18 protein-coding genes and 1 pseudogene are annotated in these 21,467 nt (G+C 75.3%); 8 read left to right on the top strand and 11 right to left on the bottom strand.

All coding sequences use genetic code 11. The features are described from left to right. Positions 1–232: pseudogene (locus tag D7294_RS10255) on the top strand (ABC transporter ATP-binding protein); the annotation flags it as partial. Further along, positions 229–2,787 (top strand): ABC transporter permease, encoded by a 2,559-nt coding sequence (locus D7294_RS10260; protein ID WP_120677957.1) that lies wholly within the window; start codon positions 229–231, stop codon positions 2,785–2,787. The pseudogene D7294_RS10255 and the gene D7294_RS10260, both read left to right, overlap by 4 nt. A gap of 198 nt (positions 2,788–2,985) precedes the next feature. Here the strand turns inward: D7294_RS10260 and proC are convergent, their stop codons facing one another. From proC to D7294_RS10285, 6 genes are all read right to left on the bottom strand, one after another. After that, complete coding sequence (gene proC, locus D7294_RS10265) at positions 2,986–3,807, bottom strand: pyrroline-5-carboxylate reductase (RefSeq protein WP_120677959.1); 822 nt, start codon at positions 3,805–3,807, stop codon at positions 2,986–2,988. 401 nt (positions 3,808–4,208) lie between these two features. Further along, entirely contained in the window at positions 4,209–4,976 is a 768-nt protein-coding gene (locus D7294_RS10270; RefSeq protein ID WP_120677961.1) for a class I SAM-dependent methyltransferase, read from the bottom strand. A 186-nt stretch (positions 4,977–5,162) separates the two neighbouring features. Next, entirely contained in the window at positions 5,163–5,285 is a 123-nt protein-coding gene (locus D7294_RS33690; RefSeq protein ID WP_277751078.1) for a hypothetical protein, read from the bottom strand. A 23-nt stretch (positions 5,286–5,308) separates the two neighbouring features. Further along, positions 5,309–5,584 carry a hypothetical protein gene (locus D7294_RS10275; RefSeq protein WP_241562289.1) on the bottom strand — a complete coding sequence of 92 codons (276 nt, stop codon included), beginning with the start codon at positions 5,582–5,584 and terminating at the stop codon, positions 5,309–5,311. An 8-nt stretch (positions 5,585–5,592) separates the two neighbouring features. Further along, complete coding sequence (locus D7294_RS10280) at positions 5,593–5,952, bottom strand: ArsR/SmtB family transcription factor (RefSeq protein WP_120677963.1); 360 nt, start codon at positions 5,950–5,952, stop codon at positions 5,593–5,595. A 174-nt stretch (positions 5,953–6,126) separates the two neighbouring features. After that, positions 6,127–6,711: a hypothetical protein gene (locus D7294_RS10285; protein WP_120677965.1), complete on the bottom strand. Its 585-nt coding sequence runs from the start codon at positions 6,709–6,711 to the stop codon at positions 6,127–6,129. Positions 6,712–6,795: 84 nt separating this feature from the next. On the opposite strand from D7294_RS10285, the gene D7294_RS10290 reads away from it, so the two are divergent. Next, complete coding sequence (locus D7294_RS10290) at positions 6,796–8,988, top strand: protein kinase domain-containing protein (RefSeq protein WP_120677967.1); 2,193 nt, start codon at positions 6,796–6,798, stop codon at positions 8,986–8,988. 137 nt (positions 8,989–9,125) lie between these two features. Here the strand turns inward: D7294_RS10290 and ilvD are convergent, their stop codons facing one another. Both ilvD and D7294_RS10300 read right to left on the bottom strand, forming a co-directional pair. Next, positions 9,126–10,970: a dihydroxy-acid dehydratase gene (gene ilvD / locus D7294_RS10295; protein WP_120677969.1), complete on the bottom strand. Its 1,845-nt coding sequence runs from the start codon at positions 10,968–10,970 to the stop codon at positions 9,126–9,128. A 212-nt stretch (positions 10,971–11,182) separates the two neighbouring features. Continuing rightward, positions 11,183–12,181 (bottom strand): DUF3109 family protein, encoded by a 999-nt coding sequence (locus D7294_RS10300; RefSeq protein WP_241562250.1) that lies wholly within the window; start codon positions 12,179–12,181, stop codon positions 11,183–11,185. A gap of 35 nt (positions 12,182–12,216) precedes the next feature. Here D7294_RS10300 and D7294_RS10305 point away from each other — a divergent pair, with 35 nt between their 5' ends. Beyond that, positions 12,217–13,149, top strand: coding sequence for a Ppx/GppA family phosphatase (locus D7294_RS10305; RefSeq protein WP_120677971.1), 933 nt, complete (start codon positions 12,217–12,219; stop codon positions 13,147–13,149). A 6-nt stretch (positions 13,150–13,155) separates the two neighbouring features. Here D7294_RS10305 and D7294_RS10310 read toward each other — a convergent pair whose 3' ends face one another. Together D7294_RS10310 and D7294_RS10315 are read right to left on the bottom strand one after the other, a co-directional pair. Continuing rightward, positions 13,156–13,893, bottom strand: a complete 738-nt coding sequence (locus D7294_RS10310) for an ABC transporter permease (protein WP_120677978.1) — start codon at positions 13,891–13,893, stop codon at positions 13,156–13,158. 5 nt (positions 13,894–13,898) lie between these two features. After that, entirely contained in the window at positions 13,899–14,846 is a 948-nt protein-coding gene (locus tag D7294_RS10315) for an ABC transporter ATP-binding protein (RefSeq protein ID WP_241562251.1), read from the bottom strand. 73 nt (positions 14,847–14,919) lie between these two features. On the opposite strand from D7294_RS10315, the gene D7294_RS10320 reads away from it, so the two are divergent. Together D7294_RS10320 and D7294_RS10325 are read left to right on the top strand one after the other, a co-directional pair. Then, positions 14,920–15,777 carry a sugar phosphate isomerase/epimerase family protein gene (locus D7294_RS10320; RefSeq protein WP_241562252.1) on the top strand — a complete coding sequence of 286 codons (858 nt, stop codon included), beginning with the start codon at positions 14,920–14,922 and terminating at the stop codon, positions 15,775–15,777. Next, positions 15,774–16,433, top strand: coding sequence for a TetR/AcrR family transcriptional regulator (locus D7294_RS10325; protein WP_120677984.1), 660 nt, complete (start codon positions 15,774–15,776; stop codon positions 16,431–16,433). Before D7294_RS10320 ends, D7294_RS10325 begins: the two co-directional genes overlap by 4 nt. Positions 16,434–16,662: 229 nt before the next feature. Here D7294_RS10325 and D7294_RS10330 read toward each other — a convergent pair whose 3' ends face one another. Next, positions 16,663–18,525: a BACON domain-containing protein gene (locus tag D7294_RS10330; RefSeq protein ID WP_120677986.1), complete on the bottom strand. Its 1,863-nt coding sequence runs from the start codon at positions 18,523–18,525 to the stop codon at positions 16,663–16,665. A gap of 328 nt (positions 18,526–18,853) precedes the next feature. Between D7294_RS10330 and radA the strand changes: the two genes are divergently transcribed. Beyond that, positions 18,854–20,263, top strand: a complete 1,410-nt coding sequence (gene radA / locus D7294_RS10335) for a DNA repair protein RadA (protein WP_120677988.1) — start codon at positions 18,854–18,856, stop codon at positions 20,261–20,263. A 42-nt stretch (positions 20,264–20,305) separates the two neighbouring features. Further along, positions 20,306–21,430, top strand: coding sequence for a DNA integrity scanning diadenylate cyclase DisA (disA, locus tag D7294_RS10340; protein WP_120677991.1), 1,125 nt, complete (start codon positions 20,306–20,308; stop codon positions 21,428–21,430). The last annotated feature ends 37 nt before the right edge of the window (positions 21,431–21,467 follow it).

Below are 21,467 nucleotides of genomic sequence, written 5' to 3' on the forward strand. Positions count from 1 at the left end.
CGGCAACCTCGACTCCCGCGCCGGCGCCGAAGTCCTCGACTTCCTGCGCCGCTCCGTCGACGACCTCGGCCAGACCATCGTCATGGTCACCCACGACCCCGTCGCCGCCGCCTACGCCAACCGCATCCTGTTCCTCGCGGACGGGCACATCGTCGACGACATGCGCTCCCCCACCGCCGACCAGGTCCTGGACCGCATGCGGCGCTTCGACGCCCGCGGGAGGGTGTCGTGACCGTCCTCAAGACCTCCCTGCGGAGCTTCTTCTCCCACAAGGGACGGATGGCCCTCTCGGGCCTGGCCATCGTGCTCTCGGTCGCCTTCGTCTCGGGGACGCTGGTCTTCAGCGACACGCTGAACAAGACCTTCGACGAGTTCTTCACCGACCTCTCGCCCGACGTGACCGTCGGCGCCGCGGGCGGGGACGAGGCGCAGGACACCGGCCGGGCGCGGACGATGCCGGGCTCGCTGGTGGACGAGGTGCGCGCGGTCGAGGGCGTCGAGTCGGCAGAGGGCCTGGTCCTCGACCAGAACGTGACGGTGGTGGACCGGGAGGGTGAGGCCGTCGGCCCCACCTCGGGGGCGCCGACGATCGCCGCCGACTGGGGCCCGTCCATGCAGGACTCGATGGACCTGGTGTCCGGGCACGCGCCACAGGGCGCGGGCGAGGTGCTGATCGACCAGGACACGGCGGAGCGGCAGGACGTCTCGCTCGGCGACGCGCTGGACATCGTCGCGGTGCCCGGCACCTACCACGTCAAGGTCAGCGGCATCACCAAGCTGCACAGCACCAACCCGGGTGCGATGTACGTGCTGCTCGCGCCCGAGGTCGCGGCCACCGAGCTGCTCGGCGAACAGGACGCGATCACCTCGGTCTACGTGACGGCGGCCGACGGCGTCTCGGACGAGGAGCTGAAGCAGCGGGTGGCCGCCGCGATCGGCGACGACTACGAGGTGGACAGCCGCGCGGACAACAGGCAGGACATGAACGAGGACGTCGGCGGCTTCCTCGACGTGATCAGGTACGCGATGCTCGGGTTCGCCGGCATAGCGGTGCTGGTCGGGATCTTCCTGATCGTCAACACCTTCTCGATGCTCGTCGCCCAGCGCACCCGCGAGATCGGCCTCATGCGGGCCATCGGCTCCAGCCGCCGCCAGGTCAACCGCTCCGTCCTCATCGAGGCCCTCCTGCTCGGCCTCATCGGCTCGGCGGTCGGCGTCGGCGCGGGGATCGGGCTCGCGGTCGGCCTGATGCAGCTGATGAACTCGGCCGGGATCAACATGGACACCTCGCAGCTGACGGTGTCGGCGACCACGCCGGTGGCCGGGCTCACGGTCGGCGTGCTGGCCACGGTGCTTGCGGCCTGGCTCCCGGCGCGCAGGGCGGCCCGCATCTCCCCCATGGCGGCGCTGCGGGAGGCGGGCACGCAGGGCATGGCGCGCGCCGGCCGGGTCAGGGGCGCCCTCGGGCTGCTGCTGCTCGGCGGTGGTGGCGCGGCGCTCGTCGCGGCGGCGAGCGCGGGCGAGGCGGCCGAGGGCTCTTCGTTCCTCGGCATCGGCCTGCTGCTGACCCTGGTGGGCGCGATCGTGGTCGGCCCGCTGCTGGCCGGGATCGTGGTGCGCGTGGTCAGCGCCGCGCTGCTGCGGGCCTTCGGCCCGATCGGGCGGATGGCCGGGCGCAATGCCCGGCGCAACCCGCGCCGCACGGGCGCCACCGCGGGAGCGCTGATGATCGGCCTGGCGCTGGTCGGCTCGCTGTCGGTGGTCGGGTCCTCGGTGGTGGCCTCGGCCGAGCGGGAGCTCGACGACTCGGTGGGCGCGGACTTCATCATCGACACCTCCCAGCAGCTGATCACCCCGGAGGCGGCGGCGGCCGTCCACGCCACGCCCGGCCTGGAGCACGTGACCGACTACTCGATCGTCAAGGTGGAGCTGACCGCCGGCGGAGAGTCCTCCGAGCAGGAGGTGACGGCGGCCGACCCGACCTACGCGCAGGACATGCGGGCCAGGACGGTGGAGGGCGAGCTGGCGGACGCCTACCGGCCCGATCACCTGTCGGTCGGCGAGTCCTTCGCCGAGGACCACGGGCTGCAGGTGGGCGACGAGGTGACCGCCCGGTTCGCCGGGGGCGACACGGCGACGCTGACGCTGGCGGCGATCACCTCGGAGGACACGCTGATCGACCACGGCGCGATGTACATGTCGCGGGAGACCGCCAGGGCGCATCTCCCGGCCGAGTCCATGCCGCTGAACATGGTGATGTTCGCGACGGCGGAGGACGGCCACGAGGCGGAGGCGTACGCGGCGCTTCAGGAGGCGCTGCAGCCGTACCCGCAGTTCGAGGTGTCCGACCAGGCCGACTACAAGCAGCAGTTCAAGGACGAGATAGGCCAGCTGCTGAACATCGTGTACGCGCTGCTCGCGCTGGCGATCATCGTGGCCGTCCTCGGCGTGGTGAACACGCTGACCCTGTCGGTCGTCGAACGCACCAGGGAGATCGGCCTGATGCGGGCCATCGGCCTCTCGCGGCGGCAGCTGCGGCGCATGATCCGCCTCGAATCGGTGGTGATCGCCCTCTTCGGCGCCCTGCTCGGCCTCGGCCTCGGCATGGCCTGGGGCACGGCGGCGCAGCGGGTGCTCGCGAGCGAGGGGTTCAACGTCCTGGAGATACCGTGGCCGACGATCGGCGCGGTGTTCGCGGGCTCGGCGGCCGTGGGCCTGGCCGCGGCGCTGCTGCCGGCCTTCCGCGCGGGCCGGATGAATGTGCTCGGGGCCATCGCGACCGACTGAGCGCGCCACCGCGGCCGGGCGGGGCCCTTCGGGGCTGCCCCGCCCGGCCCTGGCTCGCGGGGACGGCCCTGGCTCGCGGGGACGGCCCGGGTCCGCAGGGCGCACGGGTCCGCGGAGGTGCGGCCGTCCGGTCTCCGGGGCCGTGGGGGTCCTGTCCGCAGGGGCGTCGGGGCCGGGCCTTCCTGGGGCGGCCGGCGCTCAGTCTCCCGAGGGCGGGGTGAGGGAGCGGCTGCGGTCCCGGGCGGCCTCGATCGCGGCGATCAGGGCGGCCCGCACGCCGTGGTTCTCCAGCTCGCGGATGGCGCTGATGGTGGTGCCGCCGGGCGAGGTGACGGCCTCCCGGAGCTTCACCGGGTGCTCCCCGCTGTCCCGCAGCATCACGGAGGCGCCGATCGCGGCCTGCACGATCAGGTCGTGTGCCTTGTCCCGCGGCAGTCCGAGCAGGATGCCCGCGTCGGTCATCGCCTCGACCAGGTAGTAGAAGTAGGCGGGTCCCGAGCCGGACAGCGCGGTGGCGGCGTCCTGCTGGGCCTCCGGAATCCTGAGGGTCTTGCCGACGGCGTCGAAGATCTCCTCGGCGTGGGCGAGGTGGGCCTCGGTCGCGTGGCGCCCGCCGGAGATGACGGACATGGCCTCGTCGACGAGCGCGGGGGTGTTCGGCATGACCCGCACCACGGGGATGCCCTCGGTCAGCCGCGACTCGACGAAGGCCGTCGTGATGCCGGCCGCCGCCGAGATGACCAGCCGGTCGGCGGGGGTGTGCGGGGAGAGTTCGTCGAGCAGCGTGCCCATGTCCTGCGGCTTGACCGCGAGGATGAGGGTGTCGGCCGTCTTGGCGGCCTCGGCGTTGGTGACGGCCTCCACGCCGTGGCGCTCCCTGAGCGCCTCGGCGCGCTCGGCCCGGCGGACGGTGACCAGCAGGTCGGCGGGGGCCCGTCCGGCGCGGAGCAGTCCGCCGAGGATGGCCTCGCCGATCTTGCCGGCGCCGAGGACGGCGATCTTGTGGTTGTCGGAACTCATGGCGGCCCGCCTTGTGTGTCGAGGGTGCTGTCGGGGTGCTGTCGGTGCCGTTGGTGCTGCCGATGCTGTCGGTCGGGGGCCGGCCGCCGGCCCCGGTGCCGGCCCCCGCGATGCTCGTCGTGTTCGTTTGTCGCCGGTGTGCCGCGCTCGGGGTGTGCGGTTGCCCGTTCGGGTTGCGGGCCGCTTCCCGCTGCCTGCCGCGTCGGCGGCCGTGCCGGTCCCCGCGAGGGGGTGGGTTCCGGCGCCCGGGCGACGCGGTGGCCCGGCCCGGTGGCGCGGCCCGGCGGCGGTTGCGGAGTCTGCCCCCTGCCTCCGGCGGCGCGCGCGGCAGCCGCCCGCCATCCTCGCACGCGGCCCGGCCCGCTCGGCCCGGCGGACGCCCCTGCCGGGCGGGGCGGCGTTCAGCCGCGGGGCCGCACGGCCACCGAGAGCCGCACCCTGTAGTCCTCCCGCACCCGTGCGTCCGGGAAGACCCGAAGGAGCGCCGCCTCCTCCTCGGCGAGGAGTGCGGCGCGCTCCCCGGGGGCGAGCACCGAGATGTGGGAGTGGGTGGCGAGGTTGGCCAGGTGGGTGGCGAGCGGCACGGTTCGGTGCCAGGGCACCTCGCGGTAGTGGGCGCTCACCCCGGGGGCGTGGCTGCGGACGAGTTCGGGCAGCAGGCGGGTGCGGTCGGGGCGGCCGTCCAGCGAGGGGAGCCGTTCGCGCAGCCGCCGCTCCTGGGCGTCGCGCCAGGCGACGGAGCGGTCGGGGGTGTTCCACCAGGTGGCGAGCGCGCCGCCGGGCCGCAGCACGCGCAGGGCCTCGGGAAGGGAGCGCAGCGGGTCGGTCCAGTGCCAGGCCTGCGCGTAGGTGACCAGGTCGAAGGAGCCGCCGGCGAAGGGCAGGGCGTCTCCCGAGGCGCGTACCAGGCGAATGCCGGGCAGCCCGGCCCGCAGCTGGGCCGCCATCCCGGGCCCCGGCTCGGCCGCGGTGACGCGCGCCCCGCGCTCCCACATCGGCCGGGTGCCGAGCCCGGTGCCCGCGCCTATGTCCAGGACGTCGGCGCCGCGGAAGGCGCGCCCGGCGAGTTCCTCGACGGCGTCGTACAGGGCGGGGGGATAGCCCGGGCGGGAGGCGGCGTACTCGGCGGCGATGGCGTTGAAGGAGGTGGCGAGCTGCGCGTGGTTCATGCCCTTATCGTCCCCGGCTCGTCAATGGCCGCGCCTCCGCGGCCGGGTCTCCTCCCGCCCACCGGCGCGGCCGGTGCCGGCCGGGGGCGGCCGCCCGCGCGCCGGCTCGTTCGCCCCGGCGGGGGCCGTCCGGCGGAGCGTGTTCGCCCGGGCCTTCGCGGCCGAGGCGCCCCGGCCGGGGCCTTCTCAGCCGCGGCGGGGGCGCCTCGGGGTGCCGCTGGGGTGTTTGCGGGGGAAGCCGTCGTTGGCGTACTCCCCACGGGGCGACGGCAGCAGCCGTCGGACGAAGCGGTGCAGGCGGCGCTTCATTCGGGTCGGGTCTCCTTCGGAGGTCAGTCGAGCTCGCGCATCATGCGTTCCATCGAGTCGACGGATTTCCGGGTCTCGCTCAGTTCGTCGGTGTAGCGGCGCAGGATCTCGGTGTTGTCCTCAAGCAGTTCTGCGTACTTCACGGTAAGCCGCTTGTACTCGTCCTCGCGCGTTGCGAGCATCCTGGCGCGCCATGTCGCCGCGAACTGCCAGACGACCACGATGAGCAGTGCGAAGACTCCGGCCGTGCCGAGCCCGGCGGCCCAGACGCCCGCCGGGTCCTCCGCCATCGTCGTCATCGAGTCGCTCACTGGCCCCTACCTTCCAGTTCCGAGTGGGCCTCTTGCCGGCCTTGCCTCAGGGTCTCGGCCGCCGCCGCGATGGTCTGCGGGGTCAGCTCGTAGATGAACGGTGCCACGTCGAAGAACTTCATCGCCTTGCCGTCGTCCGACAGTTCGAGGGAGCCGGTGACCAGCCCCGCGGCCTCCAGCCGCTGGAGGTGCATGTGGAGCAGCGGGCGGCTCATCCCGGTCTCGCGGGCGAGCCTGCTGACGTAGTTCCGCTCCACGGCGAGCGCGGCGATGATCCGCATGCGGTGCGGGTTGCTCAGCGCGGAGAGGACCTTCAACAGCTGTTCCCCCGTGGATGAGGTGTCCTCTTCGGGCATCACGCCCCCATTTCCGTTCTTCGGGTGCCTTGGCAGCGTCTCAGCGCGTCCGACCACCTGTCAAGAAGAGTTGACACGTCCCCGGGGCAACTCAGGGACCCGTCTCAGGGGCCGGTCAGGGATGAGTCAGGGTCGCCGGAAGGCCGGGCCCTCGCCGGTGGGCGGCGCGCGGGCTCAGCGCCTGCGGCGCTCGCGGCGGCGCGCGGGGTTGCCCGAGCGCCGTACCGTGCGGCGCTTGTGCCTCTCCACGGCGGCCTCGTAATCCGCGCGGCGCAGCCGCTCCCCCGGCGCCTCCGCGAGGCTGCGCAGCGTGTACGCCAGCAGCAGCCCGACGAAGCCGACCACCTTGATGGTGCGGAACTGCGACTCGTCGGGGCCGTCCGCGGGCTGCGCGCGCACGTAGCCGCTCCAGGCCCTGGTGAACGCCAGGGCGGTGCACAGCACGAACGCGAGCACCACCAGCGTGCCGAGCCAGCCTCCGCTGCCGGTGCCCACCAGGCCGACGTAGCCGAGCCACAGCACCAGGACCCCGGCCAGGGTCAGCAGCGCGGCGCCGGCCGTCAGGGCCGCCCGCCGCAGCCCGTAGTGGCGCGAGTGGTCCACCCACGAGGTGCCGTAGAACCGCAGCGGCTCGGGCCGCGGCCCCTCCTCCCGCTCGGCGCTCCCCGGGCTCTCGGGGCCCTGTGGGCTCTCCTGCCTGTCGTGCCTCCCGGCCTCGTCGTGCTCACCGGCCGCGGGCGACTGCGCGAACTTGGACATGCGGTCGATTATGGCCGCCTCCGGGACAGGCACCCACCCCAGTACGCTGTCCCGGGCCCAGCGCGCACGAGGGGGGCGGAGGCCATGACCGGGAGCAGCGGAGAGGTCCCCGAGCGGCTCGGGGACTACGTGCTCGAACGCCGCCTCGGCAGCGGGGGCATGGGCGTGGTCCACCTGGCGCGCACCGTCGCCGGCCGGCAGCTGGCGATCAAGGTGATCCGCCACGAGTACGCCGAGGACCCCGGCTTCCGGGCGCGTTTCCGGCGCGAGGTGGCGGCGGCCAGGCGCGTCAGCGGGGCGTTCACCGCGCCCGTCGTCGACGCCGATCCCGAGGGCGACCCGCCCTGGCTCGCCACCCTGTACGTCCCGGGCGGCTCCCTGGCCGACCGGGTGGAGCGGGACGGGCCCCTGGGCGGGCCCGAGGCGGCCCGGATCGGCGCCGAGCTGGCCGAGGCGCTGCTCGACATCCACCGCTGCGGCCTGGTGCACCGCGACCTGAAGCCGGGCAACGTCCTGCTGGCCGGGGACGGCGTGCGCGTCATCGACTTCGGCATCTCGCGCGCCCTGGACGACGGCCGGCGGCTGACGGAGGACGGGGCGGTGCTCGGCTCGCCGCCCTTCATGGCGCCCGAGCAGCTGACCGGCGGGGCCGAGGTGACCTGGGCGGCCGACGTCTTCGCGCTGGGCGCGGTGGTGGCGTACGCGGCCACCGGCCGCAGCCCCTTCGAGGCGGGCCGGCAGCCGGGCGGCGACCCGCTGGCCGTGGCCTACCGGGTGGTGCACGAGGAGCCCGAGCTGTCCGGGGTGCCGGCGTCCCTGCGGGACCTGGTGGCGCTGTGCCTGGCCAAGGACCCGGACGAGCGGCCCGAGGTGGCCGCCGTGCTCCGGATGGCCGCCTGGGCGGGCAGCCGGGCGCAGGCCGCGGCCATCCGGGAGTCCCCGGCGTGGCAGGGCGGGCAGCGGCACGGGGGCCGGGCGCCTGCGGGCGCCGGGCGCGAGGAACGGGACGGGAGCGCCGGGGCGCGCGGCGCCCGCGTGGGGAGCGAGGCCAGGCGTGCGCGCGGGCGCCGCCGCGCGTGGCTGGTGGCCGCGGCGGTGGTGGCGCTCGCCGCGGCGGGCGGCGGCGCGTTGCTGGCCCGGCAGGCCGGCGGGGAGGGCCAGGCCGGCCCCTCGCGGGACGCCTCGGACGACCCGGCCGGAGGGGGCGCGTCCGCCACAGGTCCCCCGCGTCCCTGGGAACTCGACCTCCGGGAGCACGGGGTCCTGGACGCCGCGACGGCCGGCCTGCGCTGCGCCCCGGCCGGCGGCGACCTGCTGTGCGGGGCGGGAGCCGAACTGGCGGTGCTCTTCGGCCCCGAGGGAACGGAGCGCTGGACCCACGGCGGCCCGCGGGACGCGCTCGGCGGCCCGGCGCCCCTGGCCGTCGGCGACACCGTGTTCGCCCGCTCGGACAAGGGCGTGGTCGCGCTGGCCCGGGAGGACGGCGAGGAACGCTGGGAGATCGACGCCCCCGAGCTGACCGGCTCGCTGGTCGCCACCGACCGCAGCCTGGCCCTCCAGAACGGCGACAGCACCCTGCGCTTCTACGCCCTGGACTCCCCCGAGCCGCTCGGCACCTGGGAGACGCCGGGACGCTATGTGACGGCCACCCTGGGCAACGCCGACCGGGTGCTCGTGCTCAGCCGCGACGCGGGCTCGGGGGGCGACCTCGCGCTCACCCTGCTCGGCGACGCGGGCCGGGAGCTGTGGCCCGGGCCGGTGCCGCCCCCGGCCGAGGCCGCCGGGGACCTGCGCCCGCTCGGCATGGACGCCTCGGCCGGGTACTTCGAGGAGCTCGACCCCGAGGTTCCGGTCGTGACCGCGGTGCTGCGCCTCGACCTGCGCGACGGTTCCTGGACGCGCACGGAGCTGCCCGAGGCGGCCGAGCAGCGTTCCGTGCTCGCCGACGGCCTCGTCTACGTCTCCACGGGCGCAGGACGGCTCGCGGCCGTGGACCCGGCGGCCGGGGAACTGCTGTGGCAGGCGGACCTCACGGAGGCCGAGCCACCGCTCTCCGAGCCGGCCGTGGCGAACGGCCTGCTGTACCTCTCGGACGCCGAGGGGCGGCTGCGGCGGGTGGACGCGGCGGACGGCGAGCCGCGGGGCGTGGGCGAGCCCCATCCGGGGACCCCGGGCCCCGGCAGCGACGCCTGGGCGCCGCCGCCGGTGATCGAGGACGGCGTGGCCTACGTGGTCACCCTGGGGAACACGCTGTACGCCATGCCGCTCGGCGACTGACTCCCGGCCCGCCCGCGAGGGCCCGCACCGGAACCGGCCCGCACCGGAACCGGCCGGCCCGGCGCGGCTCCCGGACGCGGCTCCCCGGACGCGCGGCTCCCGGACCGGGCCGGGCCCGCCCGGCGCGCCGGCGCGGCTCAGCCCTCGAGCCTGCTGATGTCCCGGACCGCGCCCTTGTCGGCGCTGGTGGCCATCGCGGCGTACGCGCGCAGCGCCGTGGACACCTTGCGGTCCCGCGCGACCGGCGCGTACCGGCCGCCGAGCGCCTCGCGGCGCGCGGCGAGCTCCTCCTCGGGGACCCGCAGTTCGATGCGGCGGCCGGGGATGTCGATCCGGATCGGGTCGCCGTCGCGGACCAGGGCGATCGTGCCGCCGGCCGCCGCCTCGGGCGAGACGTGGCCGATGGAGAGCCCCGAGGTGCCGCCGGAGAACCGGCCGTCGGTGATCAGGGCGCACTTCTTGCCCAGGCCCCGGCCCTTGAGGAAGGCGGTCGGATACAGCATCTCCTGCATGCCGGGGCCGCCGCGCGGGCCCTCGTAGCGGACGACGACCACGTCGCCCTCCTTGACCCGCTTGGCCAGGATCGCCTCCACGGCCTCCTCCTGGGACTCCACGACCACCGCGGGGCCCTCGAAGGTCCAGATCGACTCGTCCACGCCCGCCGTCTTCACCACGCAGCCGTCCTCGGCGAGGTTGCCGTACAGGACCGCGAGGCCGCCGTCCGCCGAGTAGGCGTGGGCGACGTCCCGCACGCAGCCCTGCTCGGCGTCGGTGTCCAGCGACTCCCAGCGCTCGGACTGGGAGAAGGCGCTGGCCGACCGCACGCAGCCGGGGGCGGCGTGGAACAGCTCGACGGCCTCGGGCGAGGGCGAGCCGCCGCGGATGTCCCAGCGCTTGAGCCACTCGGCGAGCGAGTCGGCGTGCACCGCGTGCACGTCCTCGTTCAGCAGCCCGGCGCGGTGCAGCTCGCCGAGGATCGCGGGGATGCCGCCGGCGCGGTGCACGTCCTCCATGTGGTACGAGCCGTTGGGGGCGACCTTGCAGACGCACGGCACCCGGCGGGAGAGGGCGTCGATGTCCGCCATGTCGAAGGAGACCTGCGCCTCCTGCGCGGCGGCGAGCAGGTGCAGGATCGTGTTGGTGGAGCCGCCCATGCCGACGTCCATGGCCATCGCGTTCTCGAAGGCCGCCCGGGAGGCGATGGCCCGCGGCAGGACCGTGGCGTCGTCCTGCTCGTAGTAGCGCTTGGTGATCTCGACCACGGTGCGCCCCGCGCCCTCGTACAGGTCGCGGCGGGCCGTGTGGGTGGCGAGGACGGAGCCGTTGCCCGGCAGCGCGAGGCCCAGGGCCTCCACCAGGCAGTTCATGGAGTTCGCGGTGAACATGCCGGAACAGGAGCCGCAGGTCGGACAGGCGGCCTCCTCGATGCGCAGCAGGTTCTCGTCCGAGGTCTCCTCGGAGACCGCCTCGGACATGGCGCTGATCAGGTCGAGGTTGGAGCGGACCGTGCCGTCGACCAGCGTGGCCTTGCCTGCCTCCATGGGGCCGCCGGAGACGAACACGGTGGGGATGTTCAGCCGCATCGCCGCCATGAGCATGCCCGGGGTGATCTTGTCGCAGTTGGAGATGCACACCAGGGCGTCGGCGCAGTGCGCCTCGACCATGTACTCGACGGCGTCGGCGATCAGGTCGCGGGAGGGCAGCGAGTAGAGCATGCCGCCGTGGCCCATGGCGATGCCGTCGTCGACCGCGATGGTGTTGAACTCGCGGGGCACGCCCCCGGCGGCCGAGATCGCCTCGGAGACGATCCTGCCGACCGGCTGGAGGTGGGTGTGGCCCGGCACGAACTCGGTGAAGCTGTTGGCCACCGCGATGATCGGCTTGCCGAAGTCCTCCCGCGCTACGCCCGCGGCACGCAGCAGCGCGCGTGCGCCCGCCATGTTGCGGCCGTGAGTGACGGTGCGGGACCTCAGTGTCGCCATGGTGTCTGGCCCTCCCTGCGAGGCTGTCTGGCTGACTTTCGAGGCTACGCCCCTCGCCCGGTTCCCGGGACGTCGATTTCGGGATACGAGACACCTCCCTAGGCGCCCCGACGCGCCCCCGCAAGCCCCCGGGCGCCCCGTCGCGAGGTCTCGCGGGCTTGCGGGGCGCGGGCTCACCGGGCTTGCGGGCGCTTGCGGGCTTGCGGGCTCGCTCAGCCGAGCGGCGGGTTCGCGGCGGGCGCCGGGGGCGGGTCGGCCGGGTGCGGGGCGAGCAGCGGCAGCGGCCTGGCGCCGGGCGGCAGCCCGGTCTGGGCCGCGAGCCGCGCGGCGCACAGCTCCGCCAGCCGGTCGTAGCCCTCCTTGCCCATCAGCTCGGTCAGCTCCGCCCGGTAGCTGACGTAGAGGGGCTCGCCCGCCCCGTGCGCCGCGGGCGCGCCGGTGCACCACCAGTGCAGGTCGTGACCGCCGGGACCCCAGCCGCGCCGGTCGTACTCCCCGATCGACACGTAGAGCAACTGCTCCCCGTCGGGCTGCTCCACCCACTCGTACGTCCGCCGCACCGGCAGCTGCCAGCACACGTCGGGCTTGGTCTCCAGCGGCTCGCGGCCCTCGCGCAGGGCCAGCGTGTGCAGCGCGCAACCCGCGCCCGTCGCGAACCCCGGGCGGTTGAGGAAGATGCACGCCCCCTGGATGCGCCGCGTACGCCGATCGCCGCCCGCCTCGGCCGCCTCCCCTTCGGCCTCTTCGGCCCCTTCGGCCCCTTCGCCCCCTTCGATCTCTTCCCCCTCTTCAGCGTCCTCGCCGTCCTCCGCTTCGGGCTCCTCGACCTCGACCCAGCCGCCCTCCTGGGCCTCCGCGTGGAACTGCCAGGTCTCGGGCGTCAGCCGCGCCGCGTGCTCGGCCACCCGCCGCTCGTCCTCCTCGTCGGAGAAGTGCGCGCCGAGCGAGCAACAGCCGTCGGTGGCGCGCCCCGCGTGGATGCCCTGGCAGCCGCGCCCGAAGACGCACTCCCAGCGGGAGGTCAGCCACGTCAGGTCGCAGCGGAACACCTGCTCGGGATCGGCCGGGTCGGGGAACTCCACCCAGGCCCTGGGGTGGTTGAGCGCCACCTCCTCCCCGGCGGCACGGCGGCGCGCGCCGTCGAGCGGCTCGGTGAACGAGCCTCGCGTGCGGGTTGTTCTGCCCAGCTTCGCCCTCTTCGTCTTCGCCACCTGGCCAGAGTAAGGGGACGGTAGCGTTGACCCCCATGAGGCTCGGTGTTCTGGACGTCGGTTCCAACACGGTCCACCTGCTGGTGGTCGACGCGCATCCCGGCGCGCGTCCGCTGCCCGCCTCCTCGCACAAGTCCGAACTGCGGCTGGCCGAACTCCTGGAGGCGGACGGCTCGATCGGGACGGCCGGGGTCGACCGGCTGGTGAGCACCGTCCGGGAGGCCCTGGAGGCCGCCGAGGAGCAGGGCGTCGCGGCCCTGCTGCCCTTCGCCACCTCCGCGGTGCGCGAGGCGGGCAACGCGGACGAGGTGCTGCGCCGGGTCGCGGAGGAGACCGGCGTGGACCTGCAGGTGCTGTCGGGCCCCGACGAGGCCCGACTGACGTTCCTGGCGGCCCGCCGGTGGCTGGGCTGGTCGGCCGGGCGGCTGCTGATGTTCGACATCGGCGGCGGCTCCTTCGAGGTCGCCCTCGGCATCGACGAGGAGCCTGACGTGGCGGTCTCCCTGCCGCTCGGCGCGGGCCGGCTGACGGCGGCCAGGCTGCCGGGCGACCCGCCCGCGGCGGCGGACGTCCGCGCGCTGCGCCGGGAGGTGCGTACCCAACTGGCCGGGGTGATGGGCGACTTCACCAGGTACGGCCAGCCCGACCGCGTGGTGGGCACCTCCAAGACCTTCAAGCAGCTGGCCCGCGTCACCGGGGCGGCGAGGTCGGCAGAGGGCCTGTACGTGCGGCGCGAGATGAGCCGCTCCGACCTGCGGACCTGGGTGCAGAAGCTGGCCGAACTCCCGGTGCGCGAACGCCGGCAGCTGCCCGGGGTGTCCGAGGGCCGGGCCCGTCAGCTGCTGGCCGGGGCCGTGGTGGCCGAGGCGGCGATGGACCTGTTCGACATCGAGACGCTCGAGGTCTGCCCGTGGGCCCTGCGCGAGGGCGTCATCCTGCGCCGCCTCGACCACATGCCGGGCGACTGACGGCGCTCAGGCGGTGCGGCGGCGCAGCGTGGCCGCCCCCAGGCCGAGGACGCCGAGCGCGACGGCCGCCACGATGAGCACGTCGCGCACGTAGTCCACGGTGAGGTCGGAGTGCTTCAGCACCTCCGTCATGCCGTCCACCGAGTAGGACATCGGCAGCACGTTGGAGACGTATTCGAGCACCGGCTGCATCGCGGAGCGCGGCGCGAACAGGCCGCACAGCAGGATCTGCGGGAACAGGATCGCCGGCATGAACTGCACCGCCTGGAACTCGGAGGCGGCGAAGGCCGAGACGAACAGCCCGAGGGCCGTGCCGAGCAGCGCGTTGAGCAGGGCCACCAGCAGCAGCAGCCAGGGCGAGCCGGCGATGTCGAGGTCGAGGAACCACAGCGCCACGCCGGTGGCGAGGCCGGCCTGGAGCACGGCGAAGACGCCGAAGGCCAGCGCGTATCCGAGGATCAGGTCCGCCTTGCCCAGCGGCATGGCCAGCAGCCGTTCCAGCGTGCCCGAGGTGCGTTCCCGCAGCGTGGCGATCGAGGTCACCAGGAACATGGTGACCAGCGGGAAGATGCCGAGCAGCGAGGAGCCGATGCGGTCGAAGGAGCCGCGGTCGGAGTCGAAGACGTAGTACAGCAGCACCAGCAGCAGCACCGGCACGAGCAGCAGCAGGGCGATGGTGCGCGGGTCGTGCCGCAGCTGGCGCAGCACGCGCAGGGCGGTCGCGAGGATGCGGGTGGCACTCAAGGTGCTCAGCCTTCTTCGTTGTCTCGGTTGTCTCGGTTGTCTCGGGGGTGTCGCCGGGGGTCTTCGGGCTCCCGGTGGTTCTGGTGGTTCTGGTGGTCTCGGTGCTCCTGGTCCGCGGGGTCCCCGGGGTTCCGGGGGTCTTCCCTCCCGCCGTCGCGGCGGGCGGTGTCCTCCTCGACGAGCCGGAGGAACGCGTCCTCCACCGTCTCGCTTCCGGTGCGCCGGCGCATCTCGTCCGGCGTGCCCTCCGCGAGGATGCGGCCGTCCCGCATGAGGATCAGCCGCTGGCAGCGGTCGGCCTCGTCCATGACGTGCGAGGAGATCAGCAGGGAGGCCCCGCGCTCGGCGGCCAGCCGGTGGAAGAGCCCCCACAGGCTGCGGCGCAGCACGGGGTCGAGCCCGACGGTCGGCTCGTCGAGGACCAGCAACTCGGGGGTGCCGAGCAGCGCCACGGCCAGGGAGACGCGCGAGCGCTGGCCGCCGGAGAGGTTGGCGACCAGGGAGCCGGCGTGCGAGGTCAGGTCCACGTCGGCGAGGGCCGCGTCCACCTGCCGTTCCCGCTCCCGGCGGGGAACGCCGAGCACGGCGGCGTAGTACGCCAGGTTCTGCCGGATGGTGAGGTCCGCGTAGACGGAGGGCGCCTGGGTGACGTAGCCGAGGCGGTGCCTGAGCGAGGGGCTGCCCGCCGGGCGCCCCAGCACCTCCAGGGTGCCCGTCACCTTCGCCTGGGCGCCGACGATGGCCCGCATCAGCGTCGTCTTCCCGCAGCCCGAGGGCCCGAGCAGCCCGGTGACCGAACCGCGCGCCACCGCGAAGTCCAGCCCCTTGAGCACCGGCGTGCGACCGCGCACGACCCCGAGGTCGCGCGCCCGCACCGCCTCCCGGCCCGCCGCGGCGGGCCCCAGGGCGCCCTCGCCCCCGCCTTGCTCGTCGTCCGGGATTTTATTCATCATGTGTTTAATAATCCTCGTGAGGCTTCCCACGGTCAAGGCGGAAGGGCCGGGGGTTGCGCTTAGGCTGGGCGCCGTGGCACATCAGGCACCGGCTCCGCTCGCGAAGGTCGCCCTCTCGACGGCCTCCGTGTACCCGGAGAACACCGCTTCCGCTTTCCGCATAGCCGGGCGTCTCGGCTATGACGGGGTGGAGGTGATGGTGTGGACCGACCCGGTGAGCCAGGATCTGGACGCGTTGCGCCGGCTCTCGGAGCGGGAGGGGGTGCCGATCCTGGCCGTGCACGCCCCCTGCCTGCTCGTCACCCAGCGCGTGTGGTCGAGCGACCCGTGGCGCAAGCTCAGCCGGGCCAGGGAGGCGGCCGAGGCGCTCGGGGCGAGCACCGTCGTCGTGCACCCGCCGTTCCGCTGGCAGCGCGGCTACGCCCGCGACTTCGTGGCGGGGATACGGCGCATGGCTGACGAGACGGACGTCAGGTTCGCGGTGGAGAACATGTACCCCTGGCGGTACCGCGATCGCAGGCTGGAGGCCTACGCGCCCGGCTGGGACCCGACGGACGAGGACTTCCCGCACTTCACGCTCGACGTCTCGCACGCGGCCACCTCGCGGTCGGACGCGCTGGCGATGGCCGACCGGATGGGGGACCGGCTGGGGCACGTGCACCTCTCGGACGGCTCTGGCTCGGGCAAGGACGAGCACCTGGTGCCGGGGCACGGCACCCAGCCCTGCGCCGAGCTGCTGGCGCGGCTCGCGGCCTCCGGCTACCGGGGGCACGTCGTCGCCGAGATCAACACCCGCCGGGCGGCCTCCTCGGCGCAGCGCGAGGCCGACCTGGCCGAGACCCTGGACTTCACCAGGCGGCACCTGGCCGTCCCGGGGGGCGGGGCGGGGGCCGCGGGGCGCCCCGTGCCGGCGGAGGAGGCCGGGCCGTGAGCCCGGCGGCCCCCGCCGCGCCCGCGGGCGGCGGGCCGCGCCGCGGGCGGGGGCGGCCGCGGCGGGCCGACGTCGCCGAACTGCCCGCCACCCGGGACCGCATCCTGGCCGCCGCGCGGGAGGTCTTCGCGGAGCGGGGCTACGACAAGACGTCCATCCGGGAGATCGCCAGGCTCGCCGACGTGAATCCCGCCCTCGTGCACCACTACTACGGCACCAAGGAGCGGATCTTCGCCGCCGCCGTGGCCGCCGCGGCGGCCCCCGCGACGGCCGGGCTGCCGGTGGCGCAGCAGTTCCCGCCCGAGGAGACCGGCCTGGCGTTCACCCGGCTCTTCTTCGGCGTCTGGGAGAACCCGGCGACGCGCGGCCCCCTCCTCGCGCTGGTGCGGTCCGCGGTGAACAACGAGACCGCCGCCGGCATCTTCCGCGGCTTCGTCACCTCGCAGCTGCTGTCCCGGGTCACCGGCGGGCTCGACCTGCCGGACGCCGAGCTGCGGGCCGAACTCGCCGCGGCGCAGCTGGTGGGCACGGTCATGCTGCGCTACGTCATGCGCTTCGAGCCGCTGGCCGGCGCCGACGCCGAGGAACTGATCCGCCGCCTCGCCCCCGTCGTCCAGCACCACCTGACCGGGCACGGCCTCCACCCACCGCACTGAACGCGCCGGCGCACCGCGCCGCACGCCCGGCACCACGCAACCCCGGCGCGCCCCCGCGCCCTGATGGCGCCCACACCGGCGCGCCCCTGCCCCCCACGCCGCGACGTCCGCGCCCGCGCCCGCCGGGGCCGTACGCGGGGGGCCCGCGCCCTTTCCACGCGCCCCGTGGCGCCGCCGCACGCCGGGGCGAACGCGGGGGCGCGGGCGGGAGCGCACGCGGGGGCGCGGGCTAAGCCCCGCCCCCGCCGGACGCGGCGGGGTCCCCGCCCTCGGCCGGCGGCGGGTCCTCCGGCGGCGGCTCCTCGCCCGGCGGATCGGTGGGCTCCTCCGGGGCGGCGCCCTCGCCCTCCACGGTGACCACCGTGGCCGCGGGGCTGAGGGTGACCCGGGCCTGCCAGGCGCCCGCCGGCTCCCGGGCCCGGTCCACGGAGACCTCGATCACCTGCGTCTCCCCCGGCCGCAGGGTTCCCGAGGAGACGCTGAGGAGCAGCCAGTCCGCGTCCGCCTCCGCCGTCCAGTCCACGGGCGCGCCGCCGGAGGCCGTCAGCGTGATCCGGGTGCCCGAGTCCGTGGTCACGGCCTCCGCGCTCAGCCGTCCCGGCGCGCCCTCCTCGCCCGGGCCCTCGGCGGTACCCGCGCCCCGTGCCGCACGCTCCGGGGCGCCGTCGGGGGCGCCTCCGCCGCCGTCCGCCCGGTCACGCGCCTCCCGCCCGCCCCGCCGCTCCGCCGCCTCGCCGTCGGCCCGCCCGCCCTCGGCGCCGGCGGCCTCCGGCCGCGGATCGCCCTCCCCCTGCGCCGCCACCTCGGAGCCGGGCCCGAGGCCCGCGCCCGGATCGTCCTGCGCGGTCACGGCCGGCTCCTCGTGCCCGCCCGCCTCACCGGTGACGGGCGCGCCGCGGCAGGCCGCCCACAGCGCGAGCACCGGGGCGGCCAGCACCGCCGCCACCACCGTCGTCGTCACCGCCCGGCCGCGGAGCTTCTCCCGGCGGGCGGCCCGGTCCCGCGCGGCCACGGGGAAGCCCGCCCGGTCGCAGCGCGGCGTGTACTGGGCGCGGGCCCGGAGCACCGCCAGCCTGGCGGCGTGCACCGCCGCGCGCGGCGCGGGCAGCACGACGAGCCGGGTGCGCGAGCCGGGCGCGGTGCCCGGCCAGCCCACGCCCACCATGGCGCGCTGGGCGACGAGCCGGCAGGCGGTGCACTCGTCCACGTGCCGCACCAGTTCGCCGCGCAGCCTGGGGCCGAGCAGCACCCGCCGGTCGTCGCCCGCGAGCGCCGCGGTGGCCGGGCAGCCCGCCGACTCCACGGCGGCCAGCGCGGCGCGGGTCCGCTCCACCTCGCAGGCGGCCGTGGTCAGCAGCGTGTGTGTCGCGGACTCCGGCAGTCCCAGCACGCGCGCGATCTCCCGCACCGACAGCTTGTGCCTGACCGCGAGTTCGAGCGCCTCGCGCTGCTCGGCCGTCGTGCCCGCGGCCTCCGGCCAGGAGAGCGTGGCCAGTTCGCGCCTGCGGCGGCCGGCGTCGGCGTCCTCGCCCGTGGCCACCGGTCCCGCGGCGCCGCCCTGGGCCACGGCGAGGCGGCGCAGGCAGGCCCACCTGGCGAGCGCGTACAGCCAGCTGCGGCGCAGCTCCGGGGCGGCGGGGCGGCGGCCGCGCTCGTGCTGCCGCTCGGCGAGGGCCACCGCCTCGCCGAGCGCCGCGGTGGCGGCGTCGTGCTCGCACATCAGCGACAGGCAGTAGGTGAACACCCCGTCCAGGTAGGCGTCCTCGTAGGGGGCCTCGCCCGGCCCGCGCCCGGCGGCGTCCGGGGCGTTGCCGGCCCCGGGGACATCCAGCGGCCTCGTGGGCCGGGTGGCCGCGGCGGCCGTGGCCTTGCCGCCCGGCTTGGCGGCCCGGCCGGCTTTGGCGGCCCGGCCGTTCCTGGCGGCTCGGTTCCTTCGGGCGGCTCTGGCGGTGGTGGCGGACGGGGAGGGCTCCATGGCCTCGGCGGAGTTCGAGGGGCGGGAAAGGCCGGAAAGGGCGGGCGAGTGCCACGGGTCCGCGGAGTTCTCCGGGTTCTGCGGGTTCTGCGGATTCTGCGAACTCGTGGGGCTCATGAGGTCTGTGGGGTGTGCGGGGTGCCCGGCCTGGGGGGCCGGCGGGGGCTTCGGGTTCTCCGGCGAGGTGCCGGGCTTGGGGGCTTTCCTGGACTTGGGGGGCTTGGCGTGCCTCGTGGGCCGGGCGGGCGGGGTGGGGGTGGAGCGACGCGCTGGGCCCGGTGCGGCGCCTGTCGAGCGGTCGCGGCTTCGGGTCGTCACGCTGGCGACCGTAAGCGCCAGGCGGGCGGCCACCGCGGCCGCCGACCCGAGGTTCCACCTATCGGGTGACGCCTGGGGACCGGTACGGGCGGGTTGGCTGTCAGACCCGGGCGATAGCGTTCCGTACATGGCCCGTAAGACTGATCGACCCGCCTACCGCTGCTCCGAGTGCGGCTGGTCCACCGCCAAGTGGCTCGGCCGCTGCCCCGAGTGCCACGCCTGGGGCACGGTGGAGGAGGTCGGCGGCGTGCCCGCCGTGCGCACCGCCCCGGCCGCGCGGGTGGCCTCCCCGGCCCTGCCGATCGGTCAGGTGGACGGCGCGCAGGTGACCGCGCGCGGCACCGGCGTCCCCGAGCTCGACCGGGTGCTCGGCGGCGGCCTGGTGCCGGGGGCGGTGGTGCTGCTCGCCGGCGAGCCCGGGGTCGGCAAGTCCACGCTGCTGCTCGACGTCGCGGCCAAGGCCGCCTCGCCACACCACCGCACGCTGTATGTGACGGGCGAGGAGTCGGCGGCCCAGGTGCGGCTGCGGGCCGACCGGATCGGCGCGATCCACGACCACCTGTACCTGGCGGCCGAGACGGATCTGGGCGCGGTGCTCGGGCAGTTGGACGCGGTGAAGCCCTCGCTGCTGATCCTCGACTCGGTGCAGACGGTCGCCTCGGCCGAGATCGACGGCGCGCCGGGCGGGGTGGCGCAGGTCAGGGAGGTGGCCGGCGCGCTGATCCGGGCCTCCAAGGAGCGCGACATGGCCACGCTGCTGGTGGGGCACGTGACGAAGGACGGCGCCATCGCGGGCCCGCGGCTGCTGGAGCACCTGGTCGACGTGGTGCTCCAGTTCGAGGGGGACAGGCACGCGAGGCTGCGCCTGGTCCGCGGCGTGAAGAACAGATACGGGGCCACCGACGAGGTCGGCTGCTTCGAGTTGCACGACGAGGGCATCACCTCGCTCGCCGATCCCTCGGGCCTGTTCCTGACCCGCCGGGACGAGCCGGTGCCGGGCACCTGCCTGACGGTGACGCTGGAGGGGCGCCGCCCGCTGGTCGCCGAGGTGCAGTCGCTGACGGTGGCGAGCCAGATCCCCTCCCCGCGGCGCACCACCTCGGGCCTGGAGACCTCCCGGGTCTCGATGATGCTCGCCGTGCTCGAACAGCGCGGCCAGATAGCCGCCTTGGGGAAGAACGACATCTACACCGCGACGGTCGGGGGCGTGCGCCTCTCGGAGCCGGCCGCCGACCTGGCCGTCGCGCTGGCGCTGGCCAGCGCCGCGAGCGACACCCCGCTGCCGAAGAACCTGGTGGCGATCGGCGAGGTGGGGCTGGCGGGCGAGGTGCGGCGGGTGACGGGCGTGCAGCGGCGGCTGGCGGAGGCCGCGCGGCTCGGCTTCACCCAGGCGCTGGTCCCGGCCGACTCGGGCGACGCGCCGCGGGGGATGCGGGTGCGCGAGGTCGCCGACATCGGAGAGGCGCTCAGGGTCCTGCCCGGGCGCCCGCCCGCCCGGGAAGCGGAGTCCCGCGGGCGTGAGGAGGTGCGCCGGTAGACTCGTGTGCACTCAGCGCAGATTCGTCCTCCGGAGGAGTGCATGGCAGCCAGCGACCGGCCGGGGACTCCCGGCAGGGCCGGGGGTGGCTCCGGGAGCGACGGCCTGCTGCGCGCTGCGCTCAGCGCGGTGGCCCCGGGGACCCAGCTGCGTGACGGTCTCGAACGCATCCTCCGGGGGAACACGGGGGGCCTGATCGTGCTCGGCGTCGACCGCACGGTCGAGTCGCTGTGCACCGGCGGCTTCGTGCTCGACGTGGAGTTCACCGCGACCCGGCTGCGCGAGCTGTGCAAGCTGGACGGCGCGGTGATCGTGGACAAGGACATCTCCCGCATCGTCAGGGCGGGCGTGCAGCTGGTGCCCGACCCCAGCATTCCCACCGAGGAGACCGGCACCAGGCACCGCACGGCCCAGCGGGTCTCCATCCAGACCGGCTTCCCTGTGGTCTCGGTGAGCCAGTCGATGCGGCTGGTCGCGCTGTACCTGGACGGCCAGCGGCGGGTGCTCGAGGACTCGGGCGCGATCCTCTCGCGCGCCAACCAGGCCCTGGCCACGCTGGAGCGCTACAAGCTGCGCCTGGACGAGGTGGCGGGCACGCTGTCCGCGCTGGAGATCGAGGACCTGGTCACCGTGCGGGACGTCGCCTCGGTCGCCCAGCGCCTTGAGATGGTGCGGCGGATCGCCGCGGAGATCGCCGAGTACGTCGTCGAGCTCGGCACGGACGGCCGGCTGCTCTCCCTGCAGCTGGACGAGCTGATCGCGGGCGTGGAGCCGGAGCGGCAGCTGATCGTGCGGGACTATCTGCCGGAGGCCGGGGGGAAGCGCTCGAAGCGGGTCGCCACCGCCCTCGCCGAGCTGGACACCCTGGGCCATGCCGAGTTGCTCGAACTGGCCACCGTCGCCAGGGCGCTGGGGCTCGGCGCGGGCGCCGAGGCGCTGGACTCGGCGGTCTCGCCGCGCGGCTTCCGGCTGCTGGCGAAGGTGCCGCGGCTGCCCGGGCTGGTCATCGACCGGCTGGTGGACCACTTCGGCGGGCTGCAGAAGCTGCTCGCCGCCAGCGTGGACGATCTGCAGGCCGTGGACGGCGTGGGCGAGACCCGGGCCCGCTCGGTGCGCGAGGGCCTCTCCCGCCTGGCGGAGTCCTCCATCCTGGAGCGTTACGTCTGACCCGGTGCTGCCTGGGCACCGCCCGCTGCGAGCGGCG

This window comes from Streptomyces hoynatensis, from assembly GCF_003626535.1.
Taxonomy (GTDB): Bacteria; Actinomycetota; Actinomycetes; order Streptomycetales; family Streptomycetaceae; genus Streptomyces; species Streptomyces hoynatensis.

Bases quoted from the DNA above. Each gene is read 5' to 3' on its own strand.
- proC (WP_120677959.1), bottom strand. From the start codon at position 3,807: ATGAGTTCCGACAACCACAAGATCGCCGTCCTCGGCGCCGGCAAGATC.
- D7294_RS10270 (WP_120677961.1), bottom strand. From the start codon at position 4,976: ATGAACCACGCGCAGCTCGCCACCTCCTTCAACGCCATCGCCGCCGAG.
- D7294_RS33690 (WP_277751078.1), bottom strand. From the start codon at position 5,285: ATGAAGCGCCGCCTGCACCGCTTCGTCCGACGGCTGCTGCCGTCGCCC.
- D7294_RS10275 (WP_241562289.1), bottom strand. From the start codon at position 5,584: ATGACGACGATGGCGGAGGACCCGGCGGGCGTCTGGGCCGCCGGGCTC.
- D7294_RS10280 (WP_120677963.1), bottom strand. From the start codon at position 5,952: ATGCCCGAAGAGGACACCTCATCCACGGGGGAACAGCTGTTGAAGGTC.
- D7294_RS10285 (WP_120677965.1), bottom strand. From the start codon at position 6,711: ATGTCCAAGTTCGCGCAGTCGCCCGCGGCCGGTGAGCACGACGAGGCC.
- D7294_RS10290 (WP_120677967.1), top strand. From the start codon at position 6,796: ATGACCGGGAGCAGCGGAGAGGTCCCCGAGCGGCTCGGGGACTACGTG.
- ilvD (WP_120677969.1), bottom strand. From the start codon at position 10,970: ATGGCGACACTGAGGTCCCGCACCGTCACTCACGGCCGCAACATGGCG.
- D7294_RS10305 (WP_120677971.1), top strand. From the start codon at position 12,217: ATGAGGCTCGGTGTTCTGGACGTCGGTTCCAACACGGTCCACCTGCTG.
- D7294_RS10315 (WP_241562251.1), bottom strand. From the start codon at position 14,846: ATGATGAATAAAATCCCGGACGACGAGCAAGGCGGGGGCGAGGGCGCC.
- D7294_RS10330 (WP_120677986.1), bottom strand. From the start codon at position 18,525: ATGAGCCCCACGAGTTCGCAGAATCCGCAGAACCCGCAGAACCCGGAG.
- radA (WP_120677988.1), top strand. From the start codon at position 18,854: ATGGCCCGTAAGACTGATCGACCCGCCTACCGCTGCTCCGAGTGCGGC.
- disA (WP_120677991.1), top strand. From the start codon at position 20,306: ATGGCAGCCAGCGACCGGCCGGGGACTCCCGGCAGGGCCGGGGGTGGC.